Annotated in this window: 17 protein-coding genes; 14 read left to right on the top strand and 3 right to left on the bottom strand. The window is 34.3% G+C overall.

What is annotated here, in order from left to right; all coding sequences use genetic code 11:
* Nucleotides 1-28: 28 nt before the first annotated feature.
* Nucleotides 29-2,572: a DNA gyrase subunit A gene (gyrA, locus tag Q0845_RS11455; RefSeq protein WP_298513064.1), complete on the bottom strand. Its 2,544-nt coding sequence runs from the start codon at nucleotides 2,570-2,572 to the stop codon at nucleotides 29-31.
* 259 nt (nucleotides 2,573-2,831) lie between these two features.
* On the opposite strand from gyrA, the gene Q0845_RS11450 reads away from it, so the two are divergent.
* The 3 genes from Q0845_RS11450 (at nucleotide 2,832) to Q0845_RS11440 (ending at nucleotide 6,512) form a co-directional block, all read left to right on the top strand.
* The gene (locus Q0845_RS11450; protein ID WP_298513062.1) at nucleotides 2,832-5,387 is read left to right on the top strand and encodes an ATP-dependent Clp protease ATP-binding subunit; all 2,556 of its coding nucleotides are present in this window, start codon (nucleotides 2,832-2,834) and stop codon (nucleotides 5,385-5,387) included.
* Between the two features lie 187 nt (nucleotides 5,388-5,574).
* Nucleotides 5,575-6,000, top strand: coding sequence for a hypothetical protein (locus tag Q0845_RS11445; protein WP_298513060.1), 426 nt, complete (start codon nucleotides 5,575-5,577; stop codon nucleotides 5,998-6,000).
* 119 nt (nucleotides 6,001-6,119) lie between these two features.
* Nucleotides 6,120-6,512: an STAS/SEC14 domain-containing protein gene (locus Q0845_RS11440; protein WP_298513058.1), complete on the top strand. Its 393-nt coding sequence runs from the start codon at nucleotides 6,120-6,122 to the stop codon at nucleotides 6,510-6,512.
* Nucleotides 6,513-6,681: 169 nt separating this feature from the next.
* Here the strand turns inward: Q0845_RS11440 and hutH are convergent, their stop codons facing one another.
* Entirely contained in the window at nucleotides 6,682-8,187 is a 1,506-nt protein-coding gene (gene hutH / locus Q0845_RS11435; RefSeq protein WP_298513056.1) for a histidine ammonia-lyase, read from the bottom strand.
* A 121-nt stretch (nucleotides 8,188-8,308) separates the two neighbouring features.
* Here hutH and Q0845_RS11430 point away from each other — a divergent pair, with 121 nt between their 5' ends.
* From Q0845_RS11430 to Q0845_RS11420, 3 genes are read left to right on the top strand one after another with little or no spacing between them, the layout of a single operon-like run.
* Nucleotides 8,309-9,310 (top strand): TlpA disulfide reductase family protein, encoded by a 1,002-nt coding sequence (locus tag Q0845_RS11430; RefSeq protein ID WP_298513054.1) that lies wholly within the window; start codon nucleotides 8,309-8,311, stop codon nucleotides 9,308-9,310.
* A gap of 18 nt (nucleotides 9,311-9,328) precedes the next feature.
* Nucleotides 9,329-10,672, top strand: a complete 1,344-nt coding sequence (locus tag Q0845_RS11425; RefSeq protein ID WP_298513052.1) for a TlpA disulfide reductase family protein — start codon at nucleotides 9,329-9,331, stop codon at nucleotides 10,670-10,672.
* Between the two features lie 23 nt (nucleotides 10,673-10,695).
* A complete protein-coding gene (locus tag Q0845_RS11420; protein WP_298513035.1) occupies nucleotides 10,696-12,048 on the top strand; it encodes a TlpA disulfide reductase family protein in 1,353 nt (450 codons plus the stop codon).
* 61 nt (nucleotides 12,049-12,109) lie between these two features.
* Here the strand turns inward: Q0845_RS11420 and Q0845_RS11415 are convergent, their stop codons facing one another.
* Nucleotides 12,110-13,648, bottom strand: coding sequence for an NAD(P)H-hydrate dehydratase (locus Q0845_RS11415; RefSeq protein WP_298513033.1), 1,539 nt, complete (start codon nucleotides 13,646-13,648; stop codon nucleotides 12,110-12,112).
* A gap of 360 nt (nucleotides 13,649-14,008) precedes the next feature.
* On the opposite strand from Q0845_RS11415, the gene thrA reads away from it, so the two are divergent.
* From thrA to Q0845_RS11375, 8 genes are all read left to right on the top strand, one after another.
* Nucleotides 14,009-16,456: a bifunctional aspartate kinase/homoserine dehydrogenase I gene (gene thrA, locus Q0845_RS11410; protein WP_298513031.1), complete on the top strand. Its 2,448-nt coding sequence runs from the start codon at nucleotides 14,009-14,011 to the stop codon at nucleotides 16,454-16,456.
* Nucleotides 16,457-16,654: 198 nt separating this feature from the next.
* Nucleotides 16,655-17,575 (top strand): homoserine kinase, encoded by a 921-nt coding sequence (locus Q0845_RS11405; RefSeq protein ID WP_298513029.1) that lies wholly within the window; start codon nucleotides 16,655-16,657, stop codon nucleotides 17,573-17,575.
* Between the two features lie 226 nt (nucleotides 17,576-17,801).
* Nucleotides 17,802-19,082, top strand: a complete 1,281-nt coding sequence (gene thrC, locus Q0845_RS11400) for a threonine synthase (RefSeq protein ID WP_298513027.1) — start codon at nucleotides 17,802-17,804, stop codon at nucleotides 19,080-19,082.
* Nucleotides 19,083-19,315: 233 nt separating this feature from the next.
* Nucleotides 19,316-20,398: a glycine cleavage system aminomethyltransferase GcvT gene (gene gcvT / locus Q0845_RS11395; RefSeq protein ID WP_298513025.1), complete on the top strand. Its 1,083-nt coding sequence runs from the start codon at nucleotides 19,316-19,318 to the stop codon at nucleotides 20,396-20,398.
* A 197-nt stretch (nucleotides 20,399-20,595) separates the two neighbouring features.
* Nucleotides 20,596-21,417, top strand: a complete 822-nt coding sequence (locus tag Q0845_RS11390; RefSeq protein ID WP_298513005.1) for a sugar nucleotide-binding protein — start codon at nucleotides 20,596-20,598, stop codon at nucleotides 21,415-21,417.
* Between the two features lie 5 nt (nucleotides 21,418-21,422).
* Nucleotides 21,423-22,058: a hypothetical protein gene (locus Q0845_RS11385; protein WP_298513004.1), complete on the top strand. Its 636-nt coding sequence runs from the start codon at nucleotides 21,423-21,425 to the stop codon at nucleotides 22,056-22,058.
* A 44-nt stretch (nucleotides 22,059-22,102) separates the two neighbouring features.
* The gene (locus Q0845_RS11380) at nucleotides 22,103-22,561 is read left to right on the top strand and encodes a hypothetical protein (protein WP_298513003.1); all 459 of its coding nucleotides are present in this window, start codon (nucleotides 22,103-22,105) and stop codon (nucleotides 22,559-22,561) included.
* A gap of 136 nt (nucleotides 22,562-22,697) precedes the next feature.
* Entirely contained in the window at nucleotides 22,698-24,719 is a 2,022-nt protein-coding gene (locus Q0845_RS11375; protein WP_298513002.1) for a S41 family peptidase, read from the top strand.
* Nucleotides 24,720-24,723: the final 4 nt, after the last annotated feature.

Genomic DNA, 24,723 nt, shown 5'->3' with positions numbered 1-24,723 from the left:
TAAAATAATTGAGGTTTTTTATTTATTATTATTCTTGTGATTCTTGATCACTATTGTTATCCATATCAACTGCCGTGCCATTTTCTGTAGCGTCTGTGTTTTCAACGTCTTCCACTACATCTTCATCCTCTTGTTGCTCGTTACGAACTTTGGCAACAGCCGCGATTGAATCTTTTCCTTTAATATTAATTAATCGAACTCCTTGCGTTGCTCTTCCCATAACTCTTAAATCAGCTACTGCCATACGTATAGCAATTCCAGATTTATTGATGATCATTAAACCATCTTCATCAGTTACGTTTTTAATAGCGACTAAATTACCTGTTTTTTCTGTAACGGAAATAGTTTTCACTCCTTTTCCACCACGATTCGTAATTCGGTAATCTTCTAAACTTGATCGTTTTCCATATCCGTTTTCAGAAACTACTAAGATGTTGCTTTCCATATCGTTTACAGCAACCATTCCAACAACTTCGTCGTTTTCGTTTGCCAAGGTAATTCCACGAACTCCAGAAGCATTTCTTCCCATTGGACGCGTTTTCTCTTCTTCGAATCGGATGGCTTTTCCAGATTTAACGGCCAACATTACTTGACTGTTTCCTGTAGTTAACTTCGCTTCTAACAATTCGTCTCCATCTTTAATCGTAATTGCATTGATACCATTGGTACGCGGACGTGAATATTGCTCTAACGGCGTTTTCTTCACTTGCCCTTTCTTCGTAGCCATGATTACATAATGATTATTGATGTATTCTTCGTCTTTTAGGTTTTGTGTACAGATGAACGCTTTTACTTTATCTTCTTTTTCAATATTGATTAAGTTTTGTATCGCTCTACCTTTAGACGTTTTACTTCCTTCAGGAATTTCATATACACGCATCCAGAAACATTTTCCTCTTTGCGTAAAGAATAACATATATTGGTGATTGGTTCCAACAAATAAATGCTCTAGGAAATCTTCATTTCGTGTCGCACTACCTTTTTGTCCAACGCCACCTCTATTCTGTCTTTTATATTCATTAAGTGAAGTTCTTTTAATATAACCAGCGTGAGAAATGGTAATTACTACTTTTTCATCTGGAATTAAATCTTCAATACTTACATCTCCACCAGCATATTCAATCATCGAACGTCTTTCATCACCATACTTATCTTTGATGACTGCCAATTCTTCTTTGATGATATTCATTCTTCTTGACTTATTTGCCAAAATATCACGGTAATCTTCAATGCTCTTCATGATTTCGTCGTACTCTGCACGTAACTTGTCTTGTTCCAGACCTGTTAACTGACGTAATCGCATTTCAACAATCGCTTTCGCTTGAATCTCTGTCAATTCAAAACGCTTGATTAAGTTGTTTCGTGCGTCTTCAGCATTTTGCGAACCTCTAATAATAGCGATTACTTCATCAATATTATCAGAAGCAATAATGAGTCCTTCTAATATATGAGCGCGTTCTTCCGCTTTCTTTAGTTCGTACTGTGTTCTACGTGTTACAACTTCATGTCTGTGCTCTACAAAATGATGAATCATATCTTTTAGATTCAACAATTGCGGACGTCCGTGGACTAAGGCAATATTATTGACACTAAATGATGATTGTAACGCAGTATACTTATACAATTTATTTAATACGATATTTGGAATAGCATCACGTTTTAATATATAAACGATACGCATACCTTTTCTATCGGATTCATCACGAATAGAAGAAATACCATCTATTTTCTTATCATTAATCAAGTCAGCAGTTTTCTTAATCATATCTGCTTTATTCACTTGATATGGAATTTCAGTTACAATGATACATTCTCTACCTTGTACTTCTTCCATGACAGCTTTTCCACGCATGACAACGCGTCCACGTCCTGTTTTAAACGCTTCACGAACACCATCATATCCATAGATAATTCCACCTGTTGGGAAATCTGGTGCTTTTACGTGTTGAATTAACTCATCGATTTCGATATCATTATTATCGATATACGCGTGAATTCCGTCTACAACTTCAGACAAGTTGTGTGGCGGCATGTTGGTTGCCATACCAACGGCAATACCTGAAGCTCCATTAATTAATAATCCAGGAACTCGTGTAGGCAACACAGTTGGTTCTTTTAAGGTATCATCAAAATTTAGGGAATGATCTACGGTATCTTTGTCAATATCTGCCAACATATCATCTGATATCTTGCGCATTCTTGCTTCCGTATAACGCATTGCTGCAGGACTGTCTCCATCAATTGAACCGAAGTTTCCTTGCCCATCTACTAGCATATAACGCAAACTCCATTCTTGCGCCATACGAACCATAGCGTCGTATACAGATGTATCTCCATGTGGGTGATACTTTCCTAATACTTCTCCTACGATTCTTGCAGATTTTTTGTGAGCGGAACTAGACCTTACTCCGAGTTCATGCATTCCAAAGAGTACTCTACGATGTACGGGTTTCATACCATCTCTTACATCTGGAAGCGCACGTGACACAATGACTGACATCGAATAATCGATGTAAGCAGACTTCATCTCATCTTCAATATTAATGGGGATTAACTTTTCTCCTTCTGCCATGTATTTTAAGTTTTAATATTTCGAGTTTTACAAATCGGGTCAATATACAACATTTACTAGTATTCAGCGAGGATTTAGCAAGTCATTTTAAGGTTTTTTTATTAACAATTTTTAATAAGTTTTTTGATATTTTACGATGACAATCTGTGATTTCTGTGTTTTTTTCCGTCTAATGCGTTAAATATGCTTTCATGACGGAACAATTTTTGTATTATTCAGTTTGAAGTATTAATTTTAATGTCGAAAGGAAATAATATATATGGATGATAATTTCTCCCCAAGAGTAAAGGATGTAATAGCCTACAGCAAGGAAGAAGCGTTGCGTCTTGGCCATGATTTCATTGGCACAGAACATTTAATGCTCGGACTTCTGAGAGACGGAAGCGGTAAAGCTATCAATATTTTGAACGCATTAGATGTCGATTTGACACATTTGCGTCGAAAAGTTGAGATTTTAAGCCCGGCAAACCCAAATGTGGCAGTCGCACCAAACGAAAAGCGCAACTTACATTTAACGAGACAAGCCGAAAGAGCCCTCAAAACTACATTTTTAGAAGCAAAACTTTTTCAAAGTTCTTCTATCAACACGGCACACCTATTGTTGTGCATTTTACGAAATGAAAACGATCCTACAACCAAACTTTTGAATAAGTTGAAAGTGGATTATGATAATGTTAAAGAGCAATTTAAGTATATGATAACAAACGATGACGATTATATAGATACACCGCGTTCTGAATCATTCTCGGATGACAGTAGTGGATCTCAAGAATCTTCTAAAGAGAATCCTTTTGGTTCTTCTAATTCAGGTGGAAAAGTGAATAAAAAATCCAAAACACCTGTATTGGATAACTTCGGAAGAGATTTGACTGCATTGGCAGAAGAAGGTAAATTAGACCCTGTAGTTGGTCGTGAAAAAGAAATTCAACGTGTGTCTCAAATTCTGAGCAGACGTAAAAAGAACAATCCAATTTTAATTGGAGAACCTGGTGTTGGTAAATCTGCCATCGCCGAAGGTTTGGCCAATAGAATTGTAAAGCGTAAAGTTTCGCGTATTCTCTTTAATAAAAGAGTTGTTACGTTAGACTTGGCAAGCTTGGTCGCTGGAACAAAATACAGAGGTCAGTTTGAAGAGCGTATGAAAGCTGTGATGAACGAATTGGAAAAGAATGATGACATCATCTTATTCATTGATGAAATTCACACAATTGTTGGTGCAGGTGGTGCTACTGGAAGTTTAGATGCTTCCAACATGTTTAAACCAGCATTAGCCAGAGGAGAAATCCAATGTATTGGTGCAACGACATTAGACGAATACAGACAATATATTGAAAAAGATGGTGCTTTAGAAAGACGTTTCCAAAAAGTAGTGGTAGAACCTACTACTGTAGAAGAAACTATTGAAATTTTAGAGAACATCAAAGACAAATACGAAGAACACCATAATGTATTGTATACACCAGAAGCTATTAAAGCTTGTGTGATGTTGACAAATAGATACATGTCGGATCGTTTTCTTCCAGACAAAGCTATTGATGCTTTAGACGAAGCAGGTTCAAGAGTTCATATTACCAATATTGATGTGCCAAAGCAGATTTTAGATTTGGAACGCCAATTGGAAGAAGTACGTGAATTGAAAAATTCTGTAGTAAAAAAGCAGAAATATGAAGAAGCTGCCAAATTGAGAGACGACGAAAAGCGTTTGGAAAAAGAATTGGCAATTTCACAAGAAAAATGGGAAGAAGAGTCAAAACAACACAAAGAAACTGTTGACGAAGAAAATGTGGCAGATGTAGTTTCGATGATGACAGGAATTCCTGTAAATAGAATTGCGCAAACAGAAAGTAATAAACTAGCACAACTTCCAGAGTTAATTAAAGGAAAAGTAATTGGACAAGATGAAGCGGTTGGAAAAGTCGTAAAAGCGATTCAGCGTAATCGTGCGGGACTTAAAGATCCTAACAAACCAATTGGTTCATTTATCTTTTTAGGACAAACTGGAGTTGGTAAAACGCAGCTAGCAAAGGTTTTAGCACGTGAGTTATTTGATTCTGAAGAAACATTGATCAGAATTGACATGAGTGAATACATGGAAAAATTTGCAATTTCTCGTTTGGTTGGAGCGCCTCCAGGATACGTTGGATACGAAGAAGGTGGTCAATTAACAGAGAAAGTTCGTAGAAAACCATATGCCGTTGTATTATTGGATGAGGTTGAAAAAGCACATCCTGATGTCTTTAATATGATGCTTCAAGTATTGGATGATGGATATTTAACGGATAGCTTGGGAAGAAAGATTGACTTTAGAAACACCATTATCATTATGACATCAAATATTGGTGCTCGTAAACTGAAAGATTTTGGAGCTGGAGTTGGTTTTGGAACAAGCGCTCAAAAATCGCAAGCAGACGATCATGCAAAAGGTGTGATTGAAAATGCTTTGAAGAAAGCTTTTGCTCCTGAATTCTTAAACAGAATTGATGATGTAGTAATCTTTAATGCTCTAGAACGTGAGCATATTCATAAGATTATCGATATCGAAATCGCAAAATTGTACGAAAGAATCGAAGGTTTAGGATACGATTTATTATTAAGCGAAAAAGCAAAAGACTATATCGCAGATAAAGGTTTTGATAAGCAATATGGTGCCAGACCATTAAAAAGAGCGATTCAAAAATATATTGAAGACGCGCTTGCAGAAGAAATCATTACTGCAAAAATTCATGAAGGTGACAAAATTTTCATGGACTTAGATGAAGATAATGACGAGTTAACGATTAAGATTGAAAAAGCGGAAAAGCCTGCGGAATCTTAACCAACTCACTTACTCTCAAACATATAAAATCCTGTTTTTTCGAAAACAGGATTTTCTTTTTTTACCCCTTTTCGTGTCTTTTGAAGATAAAAACAGGTCGTTTATCTAAAAAGAATACTATTCATGCATAACAAATTAGTTTTTATAGCACGCTTCATAATTTAGCCAAAAATAAAATACTACCTACATGAATATTACTGGAAAAAAGTTAAGAGATGTATATACATTCGGAGATGGGAAGTTATATCTATATAACAACTTGGTCATAGGAGAGATTAATGAGGGCGTGCATGTTACTATTGATGTGATGCTTTCCTTCTTCGAATTCTTTTTAGAAAATTATAAAATTCCTTTTGGATATGTTTCATATCGAAAAAACTCCTACTCTATCGATCCGCAAGTATACAAAATGCTTCCTAAAAACGATTTGCTCAAAGGAATTGCTGTGGTATCAGACCAAAAGTTTTCTTCATTGAATGCCTATGTTGAAAAAAGTTTCTTCAATGGACGCTATGAATTATTCCCAACTATTGATGCTGCTGTAAATTGGCTAGACAAAATTGTTCCTTTAGAGAATAATGATATCAATGTTTCAGATAATTCAGTAGCCTAAGCTATAATTTTACTATACTATTTGCAAGAGAAGAAAAAAAAGTAGTGTATTTTTGTGCAGTTCATCTATTATATTAGTAGAACGAAATTAAAAATCCTATATTTAATAAAATTCAAAAAGTGCAAGTAGCAAACGGAAATAGCAACTCATTCATTAAAAAGTATACTTTACAGATAGGTGAAGTAGAAATTTATGATCAATATATGCTTGCGCAACTTAATGAAGGCATTACTTTAAATATTGAATCTGTTGGTGAAATTATTTCAATTGCCAATAAACATTTCCCAACAGAACCTTTTGCATATATCACCATACGTAAAAATTCGTATGCTGTTGATCCGATGATGTATTTAAAAGTATTTGAAATTGAAAATTTAAAAGCCATTGCTATTGTTTCTGATAAGTTTATTGACAATCATAATGTAAAGATTGAAAAACACTTCTTCAATAAGCCAATGAATATCTTCAAAACGAAAGAAGAAGCTATTCTTTGGACCAAAAACTACTTATAATTTCTTTTTTTACTTCAAACAAAAATGCTCTATTGTATTGATACTTGTGGAAGTTTTTATTCTAAATTTTAGATGGTAAATTTTAAATTACTTCGTTCTAACAAACTCTTTTGATTCAAATAACAGAACGCACTCTTTTATTGATACTTGTGTAAGTTTTTATTTTAAACTAGTCAAATAAAACCTCGTTTTCAATAACCATATCTTGTATAAATGACAAGGTATCTCTAATCGCAATATGTAATTCTCTGTCTTCATCTACAAAAGGAACTTCTGCTCTATACATCTGTAAAAATGTTTCTATGAATTCTGAACTTTTTAACGGCGCTCTAAACACCAATGCTTGTGATGCATTCAACAACTCAATTGCCAAAACACGCTCTACATTATCAACTACTTTGATTGCCTTGGTAGCTGCATTTGCGCCCATACTTACATGATCTTCTTGTCCGTTGGAAGACACAATAGAATCAATACTTGCAGGCGTAGCATATTGCTTATTTTGACTTACAATACTTGCCGCTGTATATTGAGGAATCATAAAACCAGAATTCAATCCTGGATTGTTGACTAAGAATGCCGGCAAACCTCTCAAACCAGAAACCAACTGAAAAGTTCTACGTTCCGAAATGTTTCCAAGTTCCGCCATCGCAATTGCCAAATAATCTAACGCCAATGCCAAAGGTTGTCCATGAAAGTTTCCTCCAGAAATAATTTCATCTTCTCCAATAAAAATATTTGGATTATCAGTTACCGAATTAATTTCAGTTTCAAACGTTTTGCGAATAAAAGCCAAAGTATCTTTCGTTGCTCCGTGTACTTGTGGTACACATCGGAATGAATACGGATCTTGTACATCTTTCTTCTCTTGAGAAATCAATTCGCTACCTTCCACAAACGCTTTGATTCTTCTTGCTGTATGCAATTGACCATTGTGTGGACGAATCAAATGAATTAAATCATTAAAAGGTTCAATTCTTCCATCAAAAGCTTCCAAAGAAATAGCCGCAAAGAAATCTGCATAATAAGACAACTTATACGCCTTTAATAATGAATATACACCATAAGCACTCATAAACTGTGTACCATTCAACAAAGCCAATCCTTCTTTTGCTTTCAGCGTAATTGGTTCCCAATTAAACTCCGCCAAAACCTCCGCAGCAGGCACTTCTTTTCCTTTATAATACACACTTCCCTTTCCTAAAAGTGGCAATGACAAATGTGCCAATGGCGCCAAATCGCCTGAAGCACCAAGCGAACCTAGTTCAAAAACAACAGGTAAAATATCATGATTATAAAAATCAATCAAACGTGCTACGGTTTGCAATTGCACTCCTGAATGTCCATAACTTAACGATTGTACCTTAAGCAACAACATTAACTTTATGATTTCTTGCGGAACACGATCTCCTGTACCACATGCGTGCGATGTTACTAAATTCTCTTGCAATTTGGATAAATGTTCATCTGAAATCTTCACATTACACAACGAACCAAAACCAGTATTTATACCGTAAATCGGTGTTTTTTGATCTTGTAAACGCTTATCTAAATATGCACGACAAGCACTAATTTTTTCTATAGCTTCCGCTGATAATTCCAATTTTGCATTGGTATGTAAGATTTCTTGAATATTTGTAACATCAAGAATTTGTGAACTTATTTGGTGTATCATGATGGTGTAATCAAATTATCTTTCAAAAGTCAAAATTCAATCTGTATTAACCAAATAATTGTTAATAATTTATTGATTAAAAGAAGAATCTATTACATTTGAGTAAACAAACTTTCACAAAATGAAAAAATTATTGCTATTAGTTGCAGCATTCGCAATCTTCTCATGTAAGAATGAACCTGAAGCTCCTAAAGATTACGCAACACTTTCTGGAAAAATTGAAAACCAAAACAGCGATTCACTTGTCGTTCGAAATAGAACCTATTCTAAGACGATTAAAGTCAATAAAGACGGTACGTTTAAAGATACTTTGAAAGTCGAAAGTGGCATGTACAATATTTTTGATGGAAAAGAAGGTACAAATGTATATTTAGAGAATGATTTTGACTTAAAGCTTACCTTGGATACAAAAATGTTTGATGAAACTGTTAAGTATAGCGGAAAAGGCGCAGTTCACAGTAATTTTTTAGCGGAAGACGCGTTATTACAAGAAAAATTGCTCGATGTAGATGTATTGTCAAATCTTGATGCAGCAGGTTTGGATAAAGAGATTGCTACGATTTCCAAAAAGTTAACAGACTTTTACAATGCTAAAAAAGATGTTGATAGTACCATCATCGCTGCAAAATTGAAAGATGTTGAACCTATGCTAAAAATGTACAAGCAATTTGCTGGAGAAGCAATTTCGCTGAAAACAAAATTACCAAAAGGAAAGCCTTCACCATCGTTTAACTATGAAAATCATAAAGGAGGAAAAACTTCTTTAGCAGATTTAAAAGGAAAGTATGTATATATTGATATGTGGGCAACTTGGTGCGGACCATGCAAAGCAGAGATTCCTTCTTTGAAAAAAATAGAAGCTTCATATCACGATAAAAATATTGCTTTTGTTAGTATTTCTATAGATAAAAACAAAGCAGCATGGCAAAAGATGGTTACCGATAAATCATTAGGTGGCATTCAGCTGCATTATGGAGGAGACAACACATTTACAGGTGAATATATGATTAACACTATTCCAAGATTCATCTTATTAGATCCAGAAGGAAATATTGTAAACGCAGATGCTCCAAGACCATCAAATCCAAAATTAATTGAACTATTCAATGAACTAAATATATAAGTAACCAAACATCACAAAATGAAAAAATTATTGCTATTGATTGCGGGATTTGCAATCTTCTCGTGTAAAACAGACCCAAAAATAGAGTATGCCATATTTTCAGGTAAAATAGAAAATCATAAAAAAGGAGACACCATTACAATTTCTGGTGGCGACTTTACTCATAAAATTCCATTAACAGATGACGGAGCATTTTTAGACACCTTAACTGTTGACCAAGGATACTATATGGTATATTATGGAAGAAACCGTGCTTCCCTATTCTTATCTCCTGGAGATTCGTTACATGTAACAACGAATGGACTTAAGTTTAATGACGAAATAAAGTATATTGGAAAAGGAACTGCTTCCAACAGTTATCTTGCTCAAAAAATGTCTGAAGGCGGAAACCTCAACTTTCAAGAAGTATATGCTAAGGAAGAGGCTGATTTCTTAAAGAAAATTGAAGAAATGAAAACCGAGGCTTTAAACAGAGTCACTGGAAATAAAGACTTAAGCAAAGAGTTTGTAGACTTAGAAAAAGAAAGTATTAACTACGAATATTTAGCAAACCTTGCCAGATATCCTTCGTATCACCCATATTTTGCTAAAAAAGAAGACTACAAAGCTTCCGACGATTTTCTAAAGCCGTTAGATAAGGTTGATTATGACAATGAAGAAGACTACCGAAACTTTGATTCATACCAGCAAATAGTATCGCAACATTATATGGAAGATTACTATACTGATTCTCTAAAAGCAAAAGCGTTAGAGCAGATTAAAGGTTTAAAATCACAAAACATCAAAGATGCATTAGCTGGTGAATTGGCATATGGAATCTCTCCGTCAAACAAGGAAAATGAAGCACTTTTTGGCGCTATCAAAGAAATGGCAAAGGATGAGAAATTATTAGAAAGAATCACTAAAAAATATAACAAAATCCAAAATTTAGTTACCGGAAAAGACTCTCCTACATTTAACTACGAAAATCACGCTGGTGGAACAACAAGCTTGGCAGATTTACAAGGAAAATATGTATACATCGATGTTTGGGCAACTTGGTGCGGACCTTGTATTGGAGAAATTCCTTCTTTGAAGAAAGTAGAAAAAGATTATCATGACAAAAACATAGCTTTTGTTTCTATTTCTATTGATCAAAAAGGAGCTTACAAAACTTGGAAAGAAATGATTAAAAACAAAGAACTTGGAGGCATCCAATTGATGGCAGACAACGCTTGGAAATCTAAATTTGTAACCGATTATGCTATTGAAGGTATTCCTCGTTTTATTTTAATCGATCCAAATGGAAAAATTGTAAATGCAGATGCGCCTAGACCATCAAATCCAGAATTGATTGCATTGTTCGATGAATTAAAAATATAAGCAACTTCCAAATTATAGAAACCATGAAAAAAATATTCTTATTCATTGCGAGTTTTGCTGTCATTTCTTGTGCAAATGATCCAAAGCCAGATCCTATAGATTATACGATTCTCTCTGGAAAAATTGAAAACTCAAAAAAGGGTAAAATTTTAGTTTTCAATGATAACTTTAAAAAGGAAATTACGCTAAACAAAGACGATGGTACATTTCTAGATACCTTACGTGTACAAACTGGGTATTATACACTCATGCACGATAAAGATAAAGCGACGTTGTTTCTAACCAAAGAAAAAGATGTAAAGCTAACTACGAATGCTACCAAGTTTATTGATCGCATGAAATTTGAAGGCAAAGGTGCCGCCGAAAATAACTTTCTATTAGCAAAAACTACCAGAAATAAAAGTAGAGACGCCATCGCCATTTTTTCAATGGAAGAACCTGAGTTTATCAAAACTATCAACGGTTTTGGGGAAATCACCACAAAATTGCTCACTGAAGCAACTGATTTAGACGAGGAATTTATTGCTTACGAAAAAAAGAATATCAAATATGCCAATTTGATAAATCTTTCAAAGTATCCAATGTATTATCCGCATTACTCGAAAAATGAAGACTATAAACCTTCTGAAACGTTTAATGCATACTTTGAAAATGTAGATTATGACAATGAAGAAGATTTTAATGTATACAAAAACTTTAAGGAATTAGCTATCAGACATTATTCTGAAAAGTTAAATCCATTTGAAAATATCAAAGGAGCTATAGATACATTGAAAGCTTTAAAATCACAGAGTCTCAAAAATGTTTTAGCACAAAACTTATCATTCTTTATTTCTCCTTCTGGGAAAGATTCTGACTATTTATACAAAGAACTTTCTACAATCTCTAAAGACGACGAATTCAAAAAAGAATTAACAGAAAAGTACAATACCATCAAAAAACTAGTTGCTGGAAATGCTTCTCCAAAATTCAATTATGAAAATCATAAAGGTGGAAAAACGACGTTAGAAGATTTAAAAGGAAAGTATGTATATATTGATGTTTGGGCAACTTGGTGCGGACCTTGCATTAAAGAAATTCCATCGTTAAAAAAGGTGGAGAAAAAATACCACAACAAAAACATTGAATTTGTGTCTATTTCTATAGATGACAAAGACGATCATGCTGCTTGGAAAAAAATGGTAGACGATAAAGATTTAGGTGGAATTCAATTAATGGCAGACAACGATTGGAAATCTCAATTTGTAACTGAGTATGCTATTGAAGGGATTCCAAGATTTATTTTAATCGATCCTAATGGAAATATCGTAAATGCAGATGCGCCTAGACCGTCAAGTCCAGAATTAATTGAACTATTTGATGAATTGAAAATATAAGTTTTCAAAAACATATAGATATAAAAAAAACGCTTTGGAATTCCAAAGCGTTTTTTTGTGCTTATTGTGCTTCTTCTTCTGAAGGTTCTTCGGGTTGTTTGAATAAATCCAAATATGCATCACCAATATGATATATAATATCGCTGGCAGTCAAAGCCTGATATCCTAAACCAGATAAGGCAATATCTCCCGCTTTTCCATGCATATACACGCCAAAAATAGCTGCAGGTATCGGATCATACCCTTGTGCCAACAATCCTGTCAGCATTCCTGTCAGTACATCACCACTTCCTGCGGTTGCCATTCCAGGATTTCCTGTATTATTAATATATAGATGATTATCATAAATGATAACAGTATGCGCGCCTTTAATAATTAAAATAACACCATACTTTTTTGAAAATGCTTTCGCTTTGGTAAGCTTATCAAAATCATCCGTCCACTCACCTATCAAACGTTCCAATTCCTTTGGATGCGGTGTCAAAATAGATCCTTTTGGTACAGATTTTAATAACTTTTTATGTTCTGAAAGAATATTCAAAGCATCGGCATCAATCACCAAACGATCGTTGTTCTCCTTTAAGAATTTTTCGAAAGCTTTTACAGTTGCTTCAACAGTTCCCATACCTACACCTATACCAATGGCTCTTGGGACAATATCATAATCAATATTGGTCAAATGTTTTGCGTTTTCATCGCAAATAACCATTGCTTCTGGTAATGATGTTTGCAAAGTTGTATACCCGCATTCCGGAATATACGCCGTTACCAAGCCTGTTCCAACACGCAAACATGCAGAACTCGCTAAAGTCACGGAACCTATTTTTCCAAAACTTCCTCCAACAATCAAACTATGTCCGTAAGTTCCTTTATGTCCATATTTCTCTCTTGGAATATATAAAGGTAATACTTCAAACTTATCAATCAACTGTACTTCAGTATCTGTAGTTTGTAAATATTCCTGATCGAGTCCAATATCAATCGCTTCCCATTGTTGCATATAAATACCTGTTTCTGGTAAAAAGAAACTCAATTTTGGTGCTTGACTCGTCAAAGTAAAATTACTTTTAATGACAGCTTCTTTATCTTCTGGGCCGTGATCTGGATACAATCCAGAAGGCACATCAAGAGAAACCGTATATGCTTTTGAATCATTAATATATTTAATGAGTTCTTTAACCCAATCAGAGGTTTCTCGGTTCAAACCAATTCCAAAAATGGCATCTACAATAATATCTTCTGTTTTCATTACAGGAAATTCTTCTCCTGAACTTAGCAACTTTGGCCAAACTTTAAATTCTTTAATGCGATCATAATTCACCAAAAAACCTTTCGTTCGCTTATCGCTAAAATTTACTACGTACATATGCACATTATATCCATGGTGTAATAATTGGCGTCCTAACACCAATCCCAAACCACCATTATTTCCAATTCCACAATAAATATGAATCGGAACTTGTGCGCCATGCATGCGTGTATGAAACCAATTAAACAATTGTGTTCCTGCAAATTCTAGTAAGTCATTGGACGTAATTTGATTTTTTTCGATCGTAAGATTGATTGCTTCGTAGATTTGAGCTGCTGAATATATCTTCATGTATTCTTATATTAGTGTAAGCTATTACACATTTGATGAAATTCTTTACAATTCACTATGCTTTTTTAATGCATTTTTAAAGAAATGCTACTTTCACTAGTAATCCGTAAAAAATAAATATATAGTTTGTTTATGGTTATAAAAGTAATACTTTTGAATAACATCATACGATAAAACATGCCTTTAGTAGCAACAATTTTTTCTTCAACAACAATTATTACGAGCACGCGTAGCATCGTAACTATTGCTACTACAACCCCTTTTGGGGTCTAAACAATATATTACCAGTAAGGTGTTTATACACACCATTTTCTAAATAAGAATTCAAGAAATTACCAATAATCATACAAAACAATACTCATGAACGTACTCAAATTTGGCGGTACTTCTGTCGCCAATGCGCAAAATATAAACTCAGTCTTAGACATTATTACTAAAGCTTCTCAAGATCAAAAGATAGCAGTTGTAGTTTCTGCTTTTGGAAATACAACCAACATGCTCCTGAAAACTGCAGAGTTAGCCGCTGTAAAAGATGAATACTATAAATCTTTACTTCAAGAAATTGAAAATAGACACATTCAAGTTGTAAAAGATTTAATTCCTGTTACAGAACAAAGTGCTATTATTAGTCACACAAAACGGCTGTTAAATTATTTAGAAACCTTATATGAAGGTTGTTTTTTACTGCGCGAATTGACTCCAAAAACCTTGGCTACAATTGCTAGTTTTGGTGAATTATTGTCTTCATATATCATCTCTGAAGTCATGGCTGTTCGTGAGTTAAATAGTGCTTACAAAGACAGTCGCGAATTGATCATCACTTCTGAAAGCTATGACAATGCGCAGGTTGCCATGAAAGTGACGCAGGAAAATTGTCGCTCATTTTTTAAAACGAATGAAAAACAAATTATCATCCTACCAGGATTTATTGCTGCTACTGAAAATGGAGAAACAACAACGCTTGGTCGTGGAGGTTCCGATTATACAGCTGCCATTATTGCTGCCGCTATTCATGCTGATGAATTACAAATTTGGACAGATGTAAGCGGAATATACACTGCAAATCCACGAATTGTAAAACAAGCTACACCAATTCCGCACATTTCATATCAAGAAGCTATGGAATTATCACACTTTGGTGCGAAAGTAATTTATCCACCAACCATTCAACCTGTACTCAAAAAAGAAATTCCAATTCTAGTCAAAAACACCTTTTCGCCTGAGCAAGAAGGAACACGCATCACCAAAAATCCAAATGGAAAACAACGTGCTGTAAAAGGAATTAGTTATATAGAAAACATTTCATTATTAACATTGGAAGGAAGCGGAATGATTGGAATTCCAGGGTTTTCCAAACGCTTGTTTGAAACCTTATTGTCTGAGCAAATTAACATCATCTTAATTACGCAGGCATCTTCAGAACATTCAATCTGTATCGGAATCAACGATAAAGAAGCTTCAAGAGCTAAAATGGCCATCGATGAAACTTTCGCTTATGAAATTGCTTCTGGAAAAGTAGATCCGATTCTTGTTGAACAACAACTGGCGATCATTGCATTGGTTGGTGAAAACATGAAAAATCATCAAGGATTGAGTGGAAAAATGTTTAGCATGCTTGGAAAAAACAATGTAAACATTCGCGCAATCGCACAAGGAGCTTCTGAGAAAAATATTTCTGCGGTTATCAACAGCGAAGATGCAAAAAAAGCACTAAATGCCTTGCATGAAGAATTCTTTGAAGAAAAAATAAAGCAACTCAATCTATTTGTAACTGGAGTTGGAAATGTTGGAGAACGTTTCTTAGCACAATTGTATCAACAACACAATTACTTGCGCGAACAATTGAAACTCAACGTTCGAGTTATTGGTATTTCTAACTCAAGAACCATGCTTTTTGAAGAAGAAGGAATTGATTTAAATAACTGGAAAAACAACTTAGCGAATGGCGCAAAAGCTAGCTTAGAAAAATTTCATCAAAATGTAAAATCGCAGAACTTACGTAACAGTATTTTTATTGACATTACGGCAAGTCATAAAGTATCAAAAGTATACGGAAGCTATTTACAAAACAACATTTCGGTAGTAACCTGTAATAAAATTGCTTGTGCTTCTGAATATGAAAACTATCAGAATTTGAAACGTGTTTCACAAAAATATAATGCGCCATTTTTGTTTGAAACCAACGTAGGTGCAGGATTGCCAATTATTGATACATTGAAAAATGTAGTAGCTTCTGGAGATCGAATCCATAAAATACAAGCCGTTCTTTCAGGAAGTTTAAACTTTGTGTTTAACAATTTTAGCAATGAAAATACCTTTCATGACATTGTTACACAAGCGCAAAAAGAAGGCTATACAGAACCTGATCCAAAAATCGATTTAAGTGGTGTTGATGTTGCACGTAAAATTCTCATTCTAGCACGTGAAAGTGGTTATATATTAGAATTAGAAGACATTGAAAACAATTCGTTTTTACCCGAAGAAACTCTAGCGACAGACAATAACGAAGACTTTTACGCTTCTTTAACAAAACACGAAGCACATTTTCAACAAATATTCAAAGAAGCCAATGACAAAGACTGTCGCTTAAAATATGTAGCTACTTTTGAAGATGGAAAGGCAAAAGTTGGATTGCAACACATTCCAGCCGATCATCCTTTTTACAATTTAGAAGGAAGTGATAATATCGTATTGTTCTTTACGGATCGTTATGTGGCACAACCATTACAGATAAAAGGTGCTGGCGCTGGTGCAGAAGTTACAGCCTCAGGAATTTTTGCAGATGTAATACGAATTGGAAAGTTTTAGGAATTTTAAATGTTAAATTATAAATGTTGAATTGCTGTGTCATTTTAAACTGCTCTTCTTCAAAACCTAAAACGTCACTTCGAGTGATTTTTCAAAATGAAATGAAGAAAAATTGTATCGAGAAGTACTTTGAAAATAATAGCTGGTAGTATTGAAGCTTTCTCAATTCTCAATACTAACATCTCAATACTAAAAAAAATGAACGAACTCAAAATATTCGCACCAGCAACCATTGCAAACGTTTCTTGTGGCTTTGACGTCCTCGGACTATGCTTAGATACGGTTGGTGACGAAATGGTGATACGCAAAACTGATGAAAAAGGAATTAAAATTTCAAAACTTGTCGGACAAGATTTACCATTAGAAACTGAAAAAAATGTCGCAGGCGTTGCAGGTTTGGCAATGCTTGAAAAACTAGGCATTGATCATGGTTTTGAAATTGAAATCTATAAAAACATCAAAGCTGGAAGTGGTATTGGAAGTAGCGCCGCAAGTTCTGCAGGCACGGTTTGGGCAATGAATCAATTGCTTGGAAAACCCTTTACAGATAAAGAATTGGTTCCGTTTGCTATGGAAGGTGAAAAACTTGCCAGTGGTACAGCGCATGCAGACAATGTGGCTCCTGCCCTTTTGGGCGGATTTACCTTGGTGCGAAGTTATGATCCGTTAGATATTATTAAAATTCCAACACCTGATGAATTGTATGCCACAGTCATTCATCCACAAATTGAAGTAAAAACATCTGATTCTCGTTCAGTATTGAAGCAAAATATTTCATTGAAAAAATCAATCATTCAAATTGGGAATTTAGGTGGATTAATTAGTGGATTATATACTTCCGATTACGATTTAATCAGTAGATCATTGCATGACGAAATTGTAGAACCGTTGCGTTCTATCCTAATTCCAGGATTTGATGATGTGAAACAAAATGCGATCAATTGTGGCGCGTTAGGCGCTGGAATTTCAGGTTCTGGACCTTCTATATTTGCTTTGAGCAAAGGAAAAGAAATGGCAGAAAAAGTCGCAAAAACAATGTCTGAAACTTATAAAAATCTAACTATCGATTATGACATTCATGTTTCTAAAATAAATACGAATGGTTGTCGGGTTATTTAGGTCTTGGGGCTTGGGGCTTGGGGCTTGGGGCTTGGGGCTTGGGTCAAAATTAAATATCAAACGTCTCTTCGAGTGATTTTTCGAAATAAAATGAAGAAAAATTGTATCGAGAAGTACTTGGAAACATAAAATATAAAACATCAAAGCAGTTCTCGATATACCAAATCGCAGATTTGCCACAGGAACTGATGATAAAACAACAAACAACTAGCAAACGAATACAAAAATGAACTATTACAGTCTACATCATAAAGCACCAAACGTTTCTTTCAAAGAAGCTGTAATTCGCGGATTGGCTCCCGATAGAGGAATTTATTTCCCCGAAAATATTACACCATTGTCTGAAGAATTTATTCAAAATATTGGCAACTATTCACATGAAGAAATTGCCTTTGAAGCCATTCAGCAATTTGTCGGAGACGACATTCCAACAGAAAAACTAAAAGAAATCATTGCAGAAACGTTGAGTTTCGATTTTCCTATTGTTCCGATTGAAGAAAATATTGGAACCTTAGAATTGTTTCATGGTCCAACGATGGCATTTAAAGATGTGGGCGCACGCTTTATGGCACGTTGTTTAGGCTATTTCAATCGTGATAAAGAAGAAAAAGTGACCGTTTTAGTAGCAACTTCTGGAGATACTGGCGGCGCGGTTGCCAATGGGTTTTTAGGTGTAAAAGGTGTCGATGTTGTCATTTTATATCCAAGTGGAAAAGTCAGCGATATTCAAGAAAAGCAATTGACAACCTTAGGTCAAAATATTACAGCATTAGAAGTTGACGGTGTTTTTGATGATTGCCAAGAAATGGTAAAAACTGCCTTTTTAGATGATGAAATTGAACGTACACTAACTTCGGCTAATTCTATCAATATTGCACGTTGGTTGCCGCAAATGTTCTATTTTTTCTTTGCCTACAAAGCATTGCACCAAAAACATAAAAACATTGTGTTCTCTGTGCCAAGTGGAAACTTTGGAAACATTTGCGCAGGAATTATGGCGCAAAAATTAGGTTTACCAATTCAACACTTTATTGCTGCGACGAATGTGAACGATACGGTTTCAAACTATCTAGAAAATGGTGAATATGTTCCAAAGAAATCAATCGCGACCATTTCAAACGCTATGGACGTTGGAAATCCGAGTAATTTCATTCGCATTCAGGAATTGTATGATAATGATTTAGCAACGATCAAGCAGCATTTTTCATCGTACAGTTTCACTGATGATGAAACAAAAGAAGCTATGAAATCCATCTATGATCAATTCAATTATATTGCAGATCCGCATGGCGCTGTTGGCTATTTAGGGTTAAAGAATCACGATTTACAAGATGCTTATGGTGTGTTTCTGGAGACAGCACATCCTGTCAAGTTTTTGCCTACGGTAGAATCGACTTTAAGTCTAAAACTAGATATTCCAACGCAAATTCAAGAAATCATGCATAAAGAAAAACACGTTGTAGAAGTGGCAGATTATGACGATTTTAAACGTTTTATGAATAGTTAGTACCATTGTCATTCTTCTGCAAACAGGAATCCATCTTAGTATGAAACTAGATTCCGCAATAAATGTGGAATGACAAATCTTTATAATTAAAAAGACATTCAAAAAATCTCAAAACATTCCGCATTTGTGAAAATTTAAAAAAAGTAGTGTTAAATTAAGAATGATGAAGAAATTCATCATTTTTTTAGCCCTATTTTTCATAAATTCGCAATCAATTTAAGAAAAACAACATAATGAAGGATACTGCTCTATCAAAAATTCACGAAGCATTAGGCGCTAAAATGGTTCCTTTTGCAGGATATAATATGCCTGTACAATATGAAGGCGTTAATGTTGAACACGAAACGGTTCGTAATGGCGTTGGTGTTTTTGACGTAAGTCATATGGGAGAATTCGTAATTTCTGGACCAAATGCATTGGCATTAATCCAAAAAATTGCAACGAATGACGCTTCAAAATTGAAAGACGGAAAAGCACAATATAGCTGCATGCCAAATAATGATGGTGGAATTGTAGATGATTTAATTATCTACAGAGTGAATGAAGAAAAGTATATTTTGGTCGTAAATGCTTCTAATATTGAAAAAGATTGGAACTGGATTTCGAGCCATAATGATGTTGGTGCTGAGATGAAAGATGTGTCTGACAACTATTCTTTATTGGCGATTCAAGGACCAAAAGCGGTAGAAGCGATGCAGTCTTTGACAGAAGTTGATTTAACAAATATTAAATATTATACCTTCCAAATTGCCAAATTTGCTGGCGTAGAAAATGTAATTGTTTCTGCAACGGGCTATACTGGTTCTGGTGGATTTGAAATTTACTGTAAAAATGAAGATGTTGCCGAAGTTTGGGACAAAGTGTTTGAAGCTGGTGAAGATTTCGGAATCAAGCCAATTGGTTTAGCAGCAAGAGATACATTGCGTTTGGAAATGGGATATTGCTTGTACGGAAACGATATTGATGATACAACATCTCCGATTGAAGCTGGTTTAGGATGGATTACAAAATTCACGAAAGATTTTGTGAATCGCGAAGCTATTGAAGCACAAAAAAGAACTGGAACTGAGCGCAGATTGGTTGCTTTTGAAATGCAAGATCGTGGAATTCCGAGACAAGGATACGATATCGTGGACGGAAACGGAAATATTATTGGAAATGTAACTTCTGGAACGATGTCTCCATCTATGAAAATTGGAATTGGTTTAGGATATGTTCCTACTGTTTTTAAAGATGTTGGAAGCAATATTTATATTCAAATTCGTAAAAATAGAGTTCCTGCGAAAGTGGTAAAACTTCCTTTCTACAAGAAATAATATATATAACTTATAGTTTTTACGTTATGTAAACTATAATAAACAACGAATACAAACCCAAAAGTTAACTACAATTAACGGTTTGTCACTTCGAACGCCGTCGAGAAGTCATAGATACTTTGCTTTTATTGAATCTCGACTGCGCTCGATTTGACACTTTTGCTAAGTAGGATTAGTTCAACTTATAACATATACTTTTGAATAGAATATTAATATTAGGTGCTAGCGGATATATAGGTCAAGCGATTTATAAAGAGCTTTGCTCCTATTTTGATGTATACGGAACATTTTACAGCAACAAATCGTTTGCAAAAAATCAGCATTTTTTTCGATACGATTTGGATTATGATGGTATTGATGAAATTGTATTGCAAGTACAACCTACGATCATTATTTCTGCCTTACGTGGCGATTTTGCCGCACAAATTGAAGCGCATATTTTTTTGACCGAATATGTAAAGACAAAACCCTGTAAACTCTTCTTTTTATCGTCTGCAAATGTGTTTGATGCGTATAGCAGTTATCCTTCGTATGAGTTTGACAAAACGCTGTCGGAAAGTATTTATGGGAAGCTAAAAATTCGTATTGAAAATATGTTGATGCGTTTGCCGCAGAAAAAATATGCCATCATCCGTTTGCCAATGGTTTTTGGACATAATTCACCGCGAATTCTAGAAATAAAGCAATGTTTAAAAGAGAAGATTCCCATTGAGGTTTTTCCACATTTAGTGATGAATACGATTTCAGATAAAAAACTGACGCAGCAAATTCACTATATGATCAACCGACGTAAAAGCGGAATTTTTCATCTAGGCGCAGAAGATTTAATTCATCATGAAGAATTCTTTACGGAAATCTTAAAAAGTATGAACGTTGAAAAACCGTTGTTTAAAAACGTATATACTTCCAATTTTGATCGTTTTTTAGCAGTTTTACCGAGAGATAATAAACTTCCAAAGCATTTGGCTACCACCAACCAAGAAACGCTGGAATATATTTCTGGAAAGATTAAAGAGTAAAACAGATGAATTTTTCTCTAGCTCATAAAACCATTCTTCTATCACTTTTGGTATTATGGGTTTCTTGTTCCCCTAAAAAAGAAATATCACAAGAATATACAATTATCAATTCGGTATTAGATTCTGTTATAAAAGTATCAAGACATGATAGTATTGGATTAAATCTGACTCCAATAAATCATCAAATTTCTAAAGAAATAATCCTAAATCCTGGACTTCATTTTTATGAAAATGGAAAGGCTGTCAATAAATGTCCTGAAAATAATATTGCTAGCGAACAATTCTCTAATTTAAAGTATGAAACTTTCAAATTAGATACTGTAAAACTTGACATTACACAGATAACTAATACATATATCAATACTGATTTTACACTTAAAAAACGAGCTTCCAAGAAAAAACTAGACATTTTCTACAAATACGATAATGGATTAAACAAGCAAGAAGCTACTCAATACTTATGGGAAATAGAACGCAACCAGCTTATTTATCAAATTTCTCGTCCAATTTTTTCTAATGATAATCATATTGCGGTTGTGTTTGTTGTAGCAAGAAATCATGGTGTTCAATCGTGGACATTGAAATATGTTGATTCTGAAACTTGGCACATTTTCTGTGTTGAACAAATTACCTATGAATAATTAAATTTACTTTTTCCTATTCATTTTTTTATCTTTCACTTGTTATGGAAATTATTATCAACAAAGGAGAACACAGAAATACACTGTATTGCAAAAGAGCTGATGGTACATTTACAAGCGAGAATTTAGGACCAGAAATTCCAAACCACGATATTGCACATTTTGTCGTGGAGAAAAAATTCAATCTTACTAAAGGGTTTTATGGAAATATTGCTGCTGGAATGACTATCAAAGATTTATCTAATAAGGACATTATAAAAAACCTAGATTCCGAAAGTTGGTTGGCAGAAATTATGACCCGAAATCTACAATCACTTGGCTCTGGAGCTGCAATTATTGAGGAATATATAGAATTGGTTACTTGGGAAGCGTCTACAATGAAAAATATTCAAATTCCAACGATGAATTTACCTCAAATACATGAAATGAAAGCTGAGTATGACGCACTTTGCAAGCAATGGAAGTTACTTCCGATACATGGAGAACTTCGTCTTCAATTTTAATAAAAAATTCCTAGCTGCTGTTTATATCCTGTAATACGTACTAGTTCTCAGACATTTTCAGCTTACTTTCCTACGTAATGAGCAAAAGATTTGTTAAATTCGTAACTTTACGACACTACAAATTTCATTCGCATTCATGCATACTATTTTACGTTTTATATTGCTTTTCGTTGTCACTACAACATTTGCACAAACTGAACTTTCTTTCTGCAATAAATCAAGTTTGATTTTAGACATGTTAGAAAAGAATCATTACAAACCAAAAGCAATTGATGACGAATTTTCTAGCTATGTATTTAATAAATTATTAGAACGCTTAGATGACAGACGTTTGCTGTATTCGCAAGCAGATATTGAAGAACTCACAACTTTAAAAGATAAACTAGACGATTATTTGTTAAATGGCGAATGTGATTTTATCAATGATGTCACTGTTTTTTATGAAAAACACTTAAAACAAGCCCAACAAACGATTGAAGAAATTGAAAAAACCAAACTTGATTTTTCAGGAAAAGACACGGTTACTTATGGAAGTTTCAAAGAAAAATCACTTTTCTCAAAAACACCAAAAACACTTCAAAAACGTTGGTCAAAGAAAATTCGTGTAGACATTATTCGTGATTATTTATCATTGTCAAATCCAGCAAATTTCCCAAAAATAAAAGCTCAGTTAAAACAAAAAGTCATTGCCGAAAACAAATGTTTTATTGTTGACAAACTACAAGTCGTAAATGGATTGCAATCGTATGTAGAAACGACATTTCTGGATATCATGTGTACGTATTTTGATCCGCATAGCAGCTTTTTTGATCCAACAGACAATGCTACATTTATGAGTTCTATCGGAACAGAAAACAATTCTATTGGTGTGTGGTTTTCCAAAAATAATGACGGGAAAATTGTGGTTTCTGGCTTGCAAACAGGAAGTACTGCTTGGAAAGAAAAAGAAATTAATGCAGGTGATTTGGTGCTTTCATTAGAAGCAAACGACACCAAAATTAGCACCACATGTCTTTCGTTAGAGAGTTTGTATGACTTTGTGAACGATGAAAATAACAAAACCATTACGTTCAATGTCTTGGATGATAAAAACATCAACAAAACGATTGTGCTGCGAAAAGAAAATTTAAAAATTGAAGAAAATGCAGTGAACAGTTTTATCCTAAAAGGAGAACAAAATGTTGGTTATATTTCGCTGCCAAGCTTTTATACCAATTTAGATTATGGCTTTGGAAGTGCCAATGATATTGCCAAAGAACTTTTCAAACTCAATGCCGTTGATATTGATGGTTTAATTTTAGATTTACGTGGAAATGGCGGCGGTTCTATGAAACAAGCTATTGATTTAGCTGGAATGTTTATAGACAAAGGTCCGTTGGGAATTTACCGCGATCAGCAAGACAACAAAACCATTGTAAAAGACTTTAATCGAGGAACTTTATTTACCAAACCTTTGGTCATTCTAATCAATAATGAAAGTGCTTCTGCTTCTGAATTTATTGCTGCCGCTTTGCGCGATCATAACCGAGCATTGATTGTAGGTAGTCGAACATATGGAAAAGGAACCATTCAGCAAATTGTGCCTTTGCAAGGTGAAGAAGGTTTTTTAAGAATTACCATTGAAAAAATGTATGGTTTCAAAGGAAATTCGCATCAAGCAATTGGCATTCAGCCAGATATTGAATTTCCAAGTTTACTAACGGGCATTGAAGATGGCGAAAGTGCCAATCCAAATGTCATTATAAGCGATACCATTTACAAAGATGTTTATTTTAAAATTCCGGAAGCAGCTAATTATAAAGATTTACGTGCTAAAAGTTTGGCTAGAATTGAAAAAAACAAAGCTTCTTCAACCATCAAAGAAATCAATTCCAACTTAAGAAACTACTTAAACAGCGAACGAAAATTACCGTTATCAATTAATGGTTTACAAGAAGATAGAGATACTTTCAATGCAATTTTTGAAAAATCGGATGATATCGAAATGACACATGAAACCTTTGAAGTTGTCAACTTAGCGGATTACAAAGAAATATTAGCTTACAATAAAAACAAAGCCAAAGAAAACTCACATGCGATTAAAAGTATTCAAACCGATCATGAAATTGAAGAAACCTATCGTATTGTGTCTGATTATATTAAACAACTAGCCAACTAAATCC

The organism is uncultured Kordia sp., assembly GCF_947489565.1.
GTDB lineage: Bacteria > Bacteroidota > Bacteroidia > Flavobacteriales > Flavobacteriaceae > Kordia.
The sequence above is the reverse complement of the archived record's forward strand: the minus strand, read 5'-3'. Positions and strand labels throughout refer to the sequence as shown.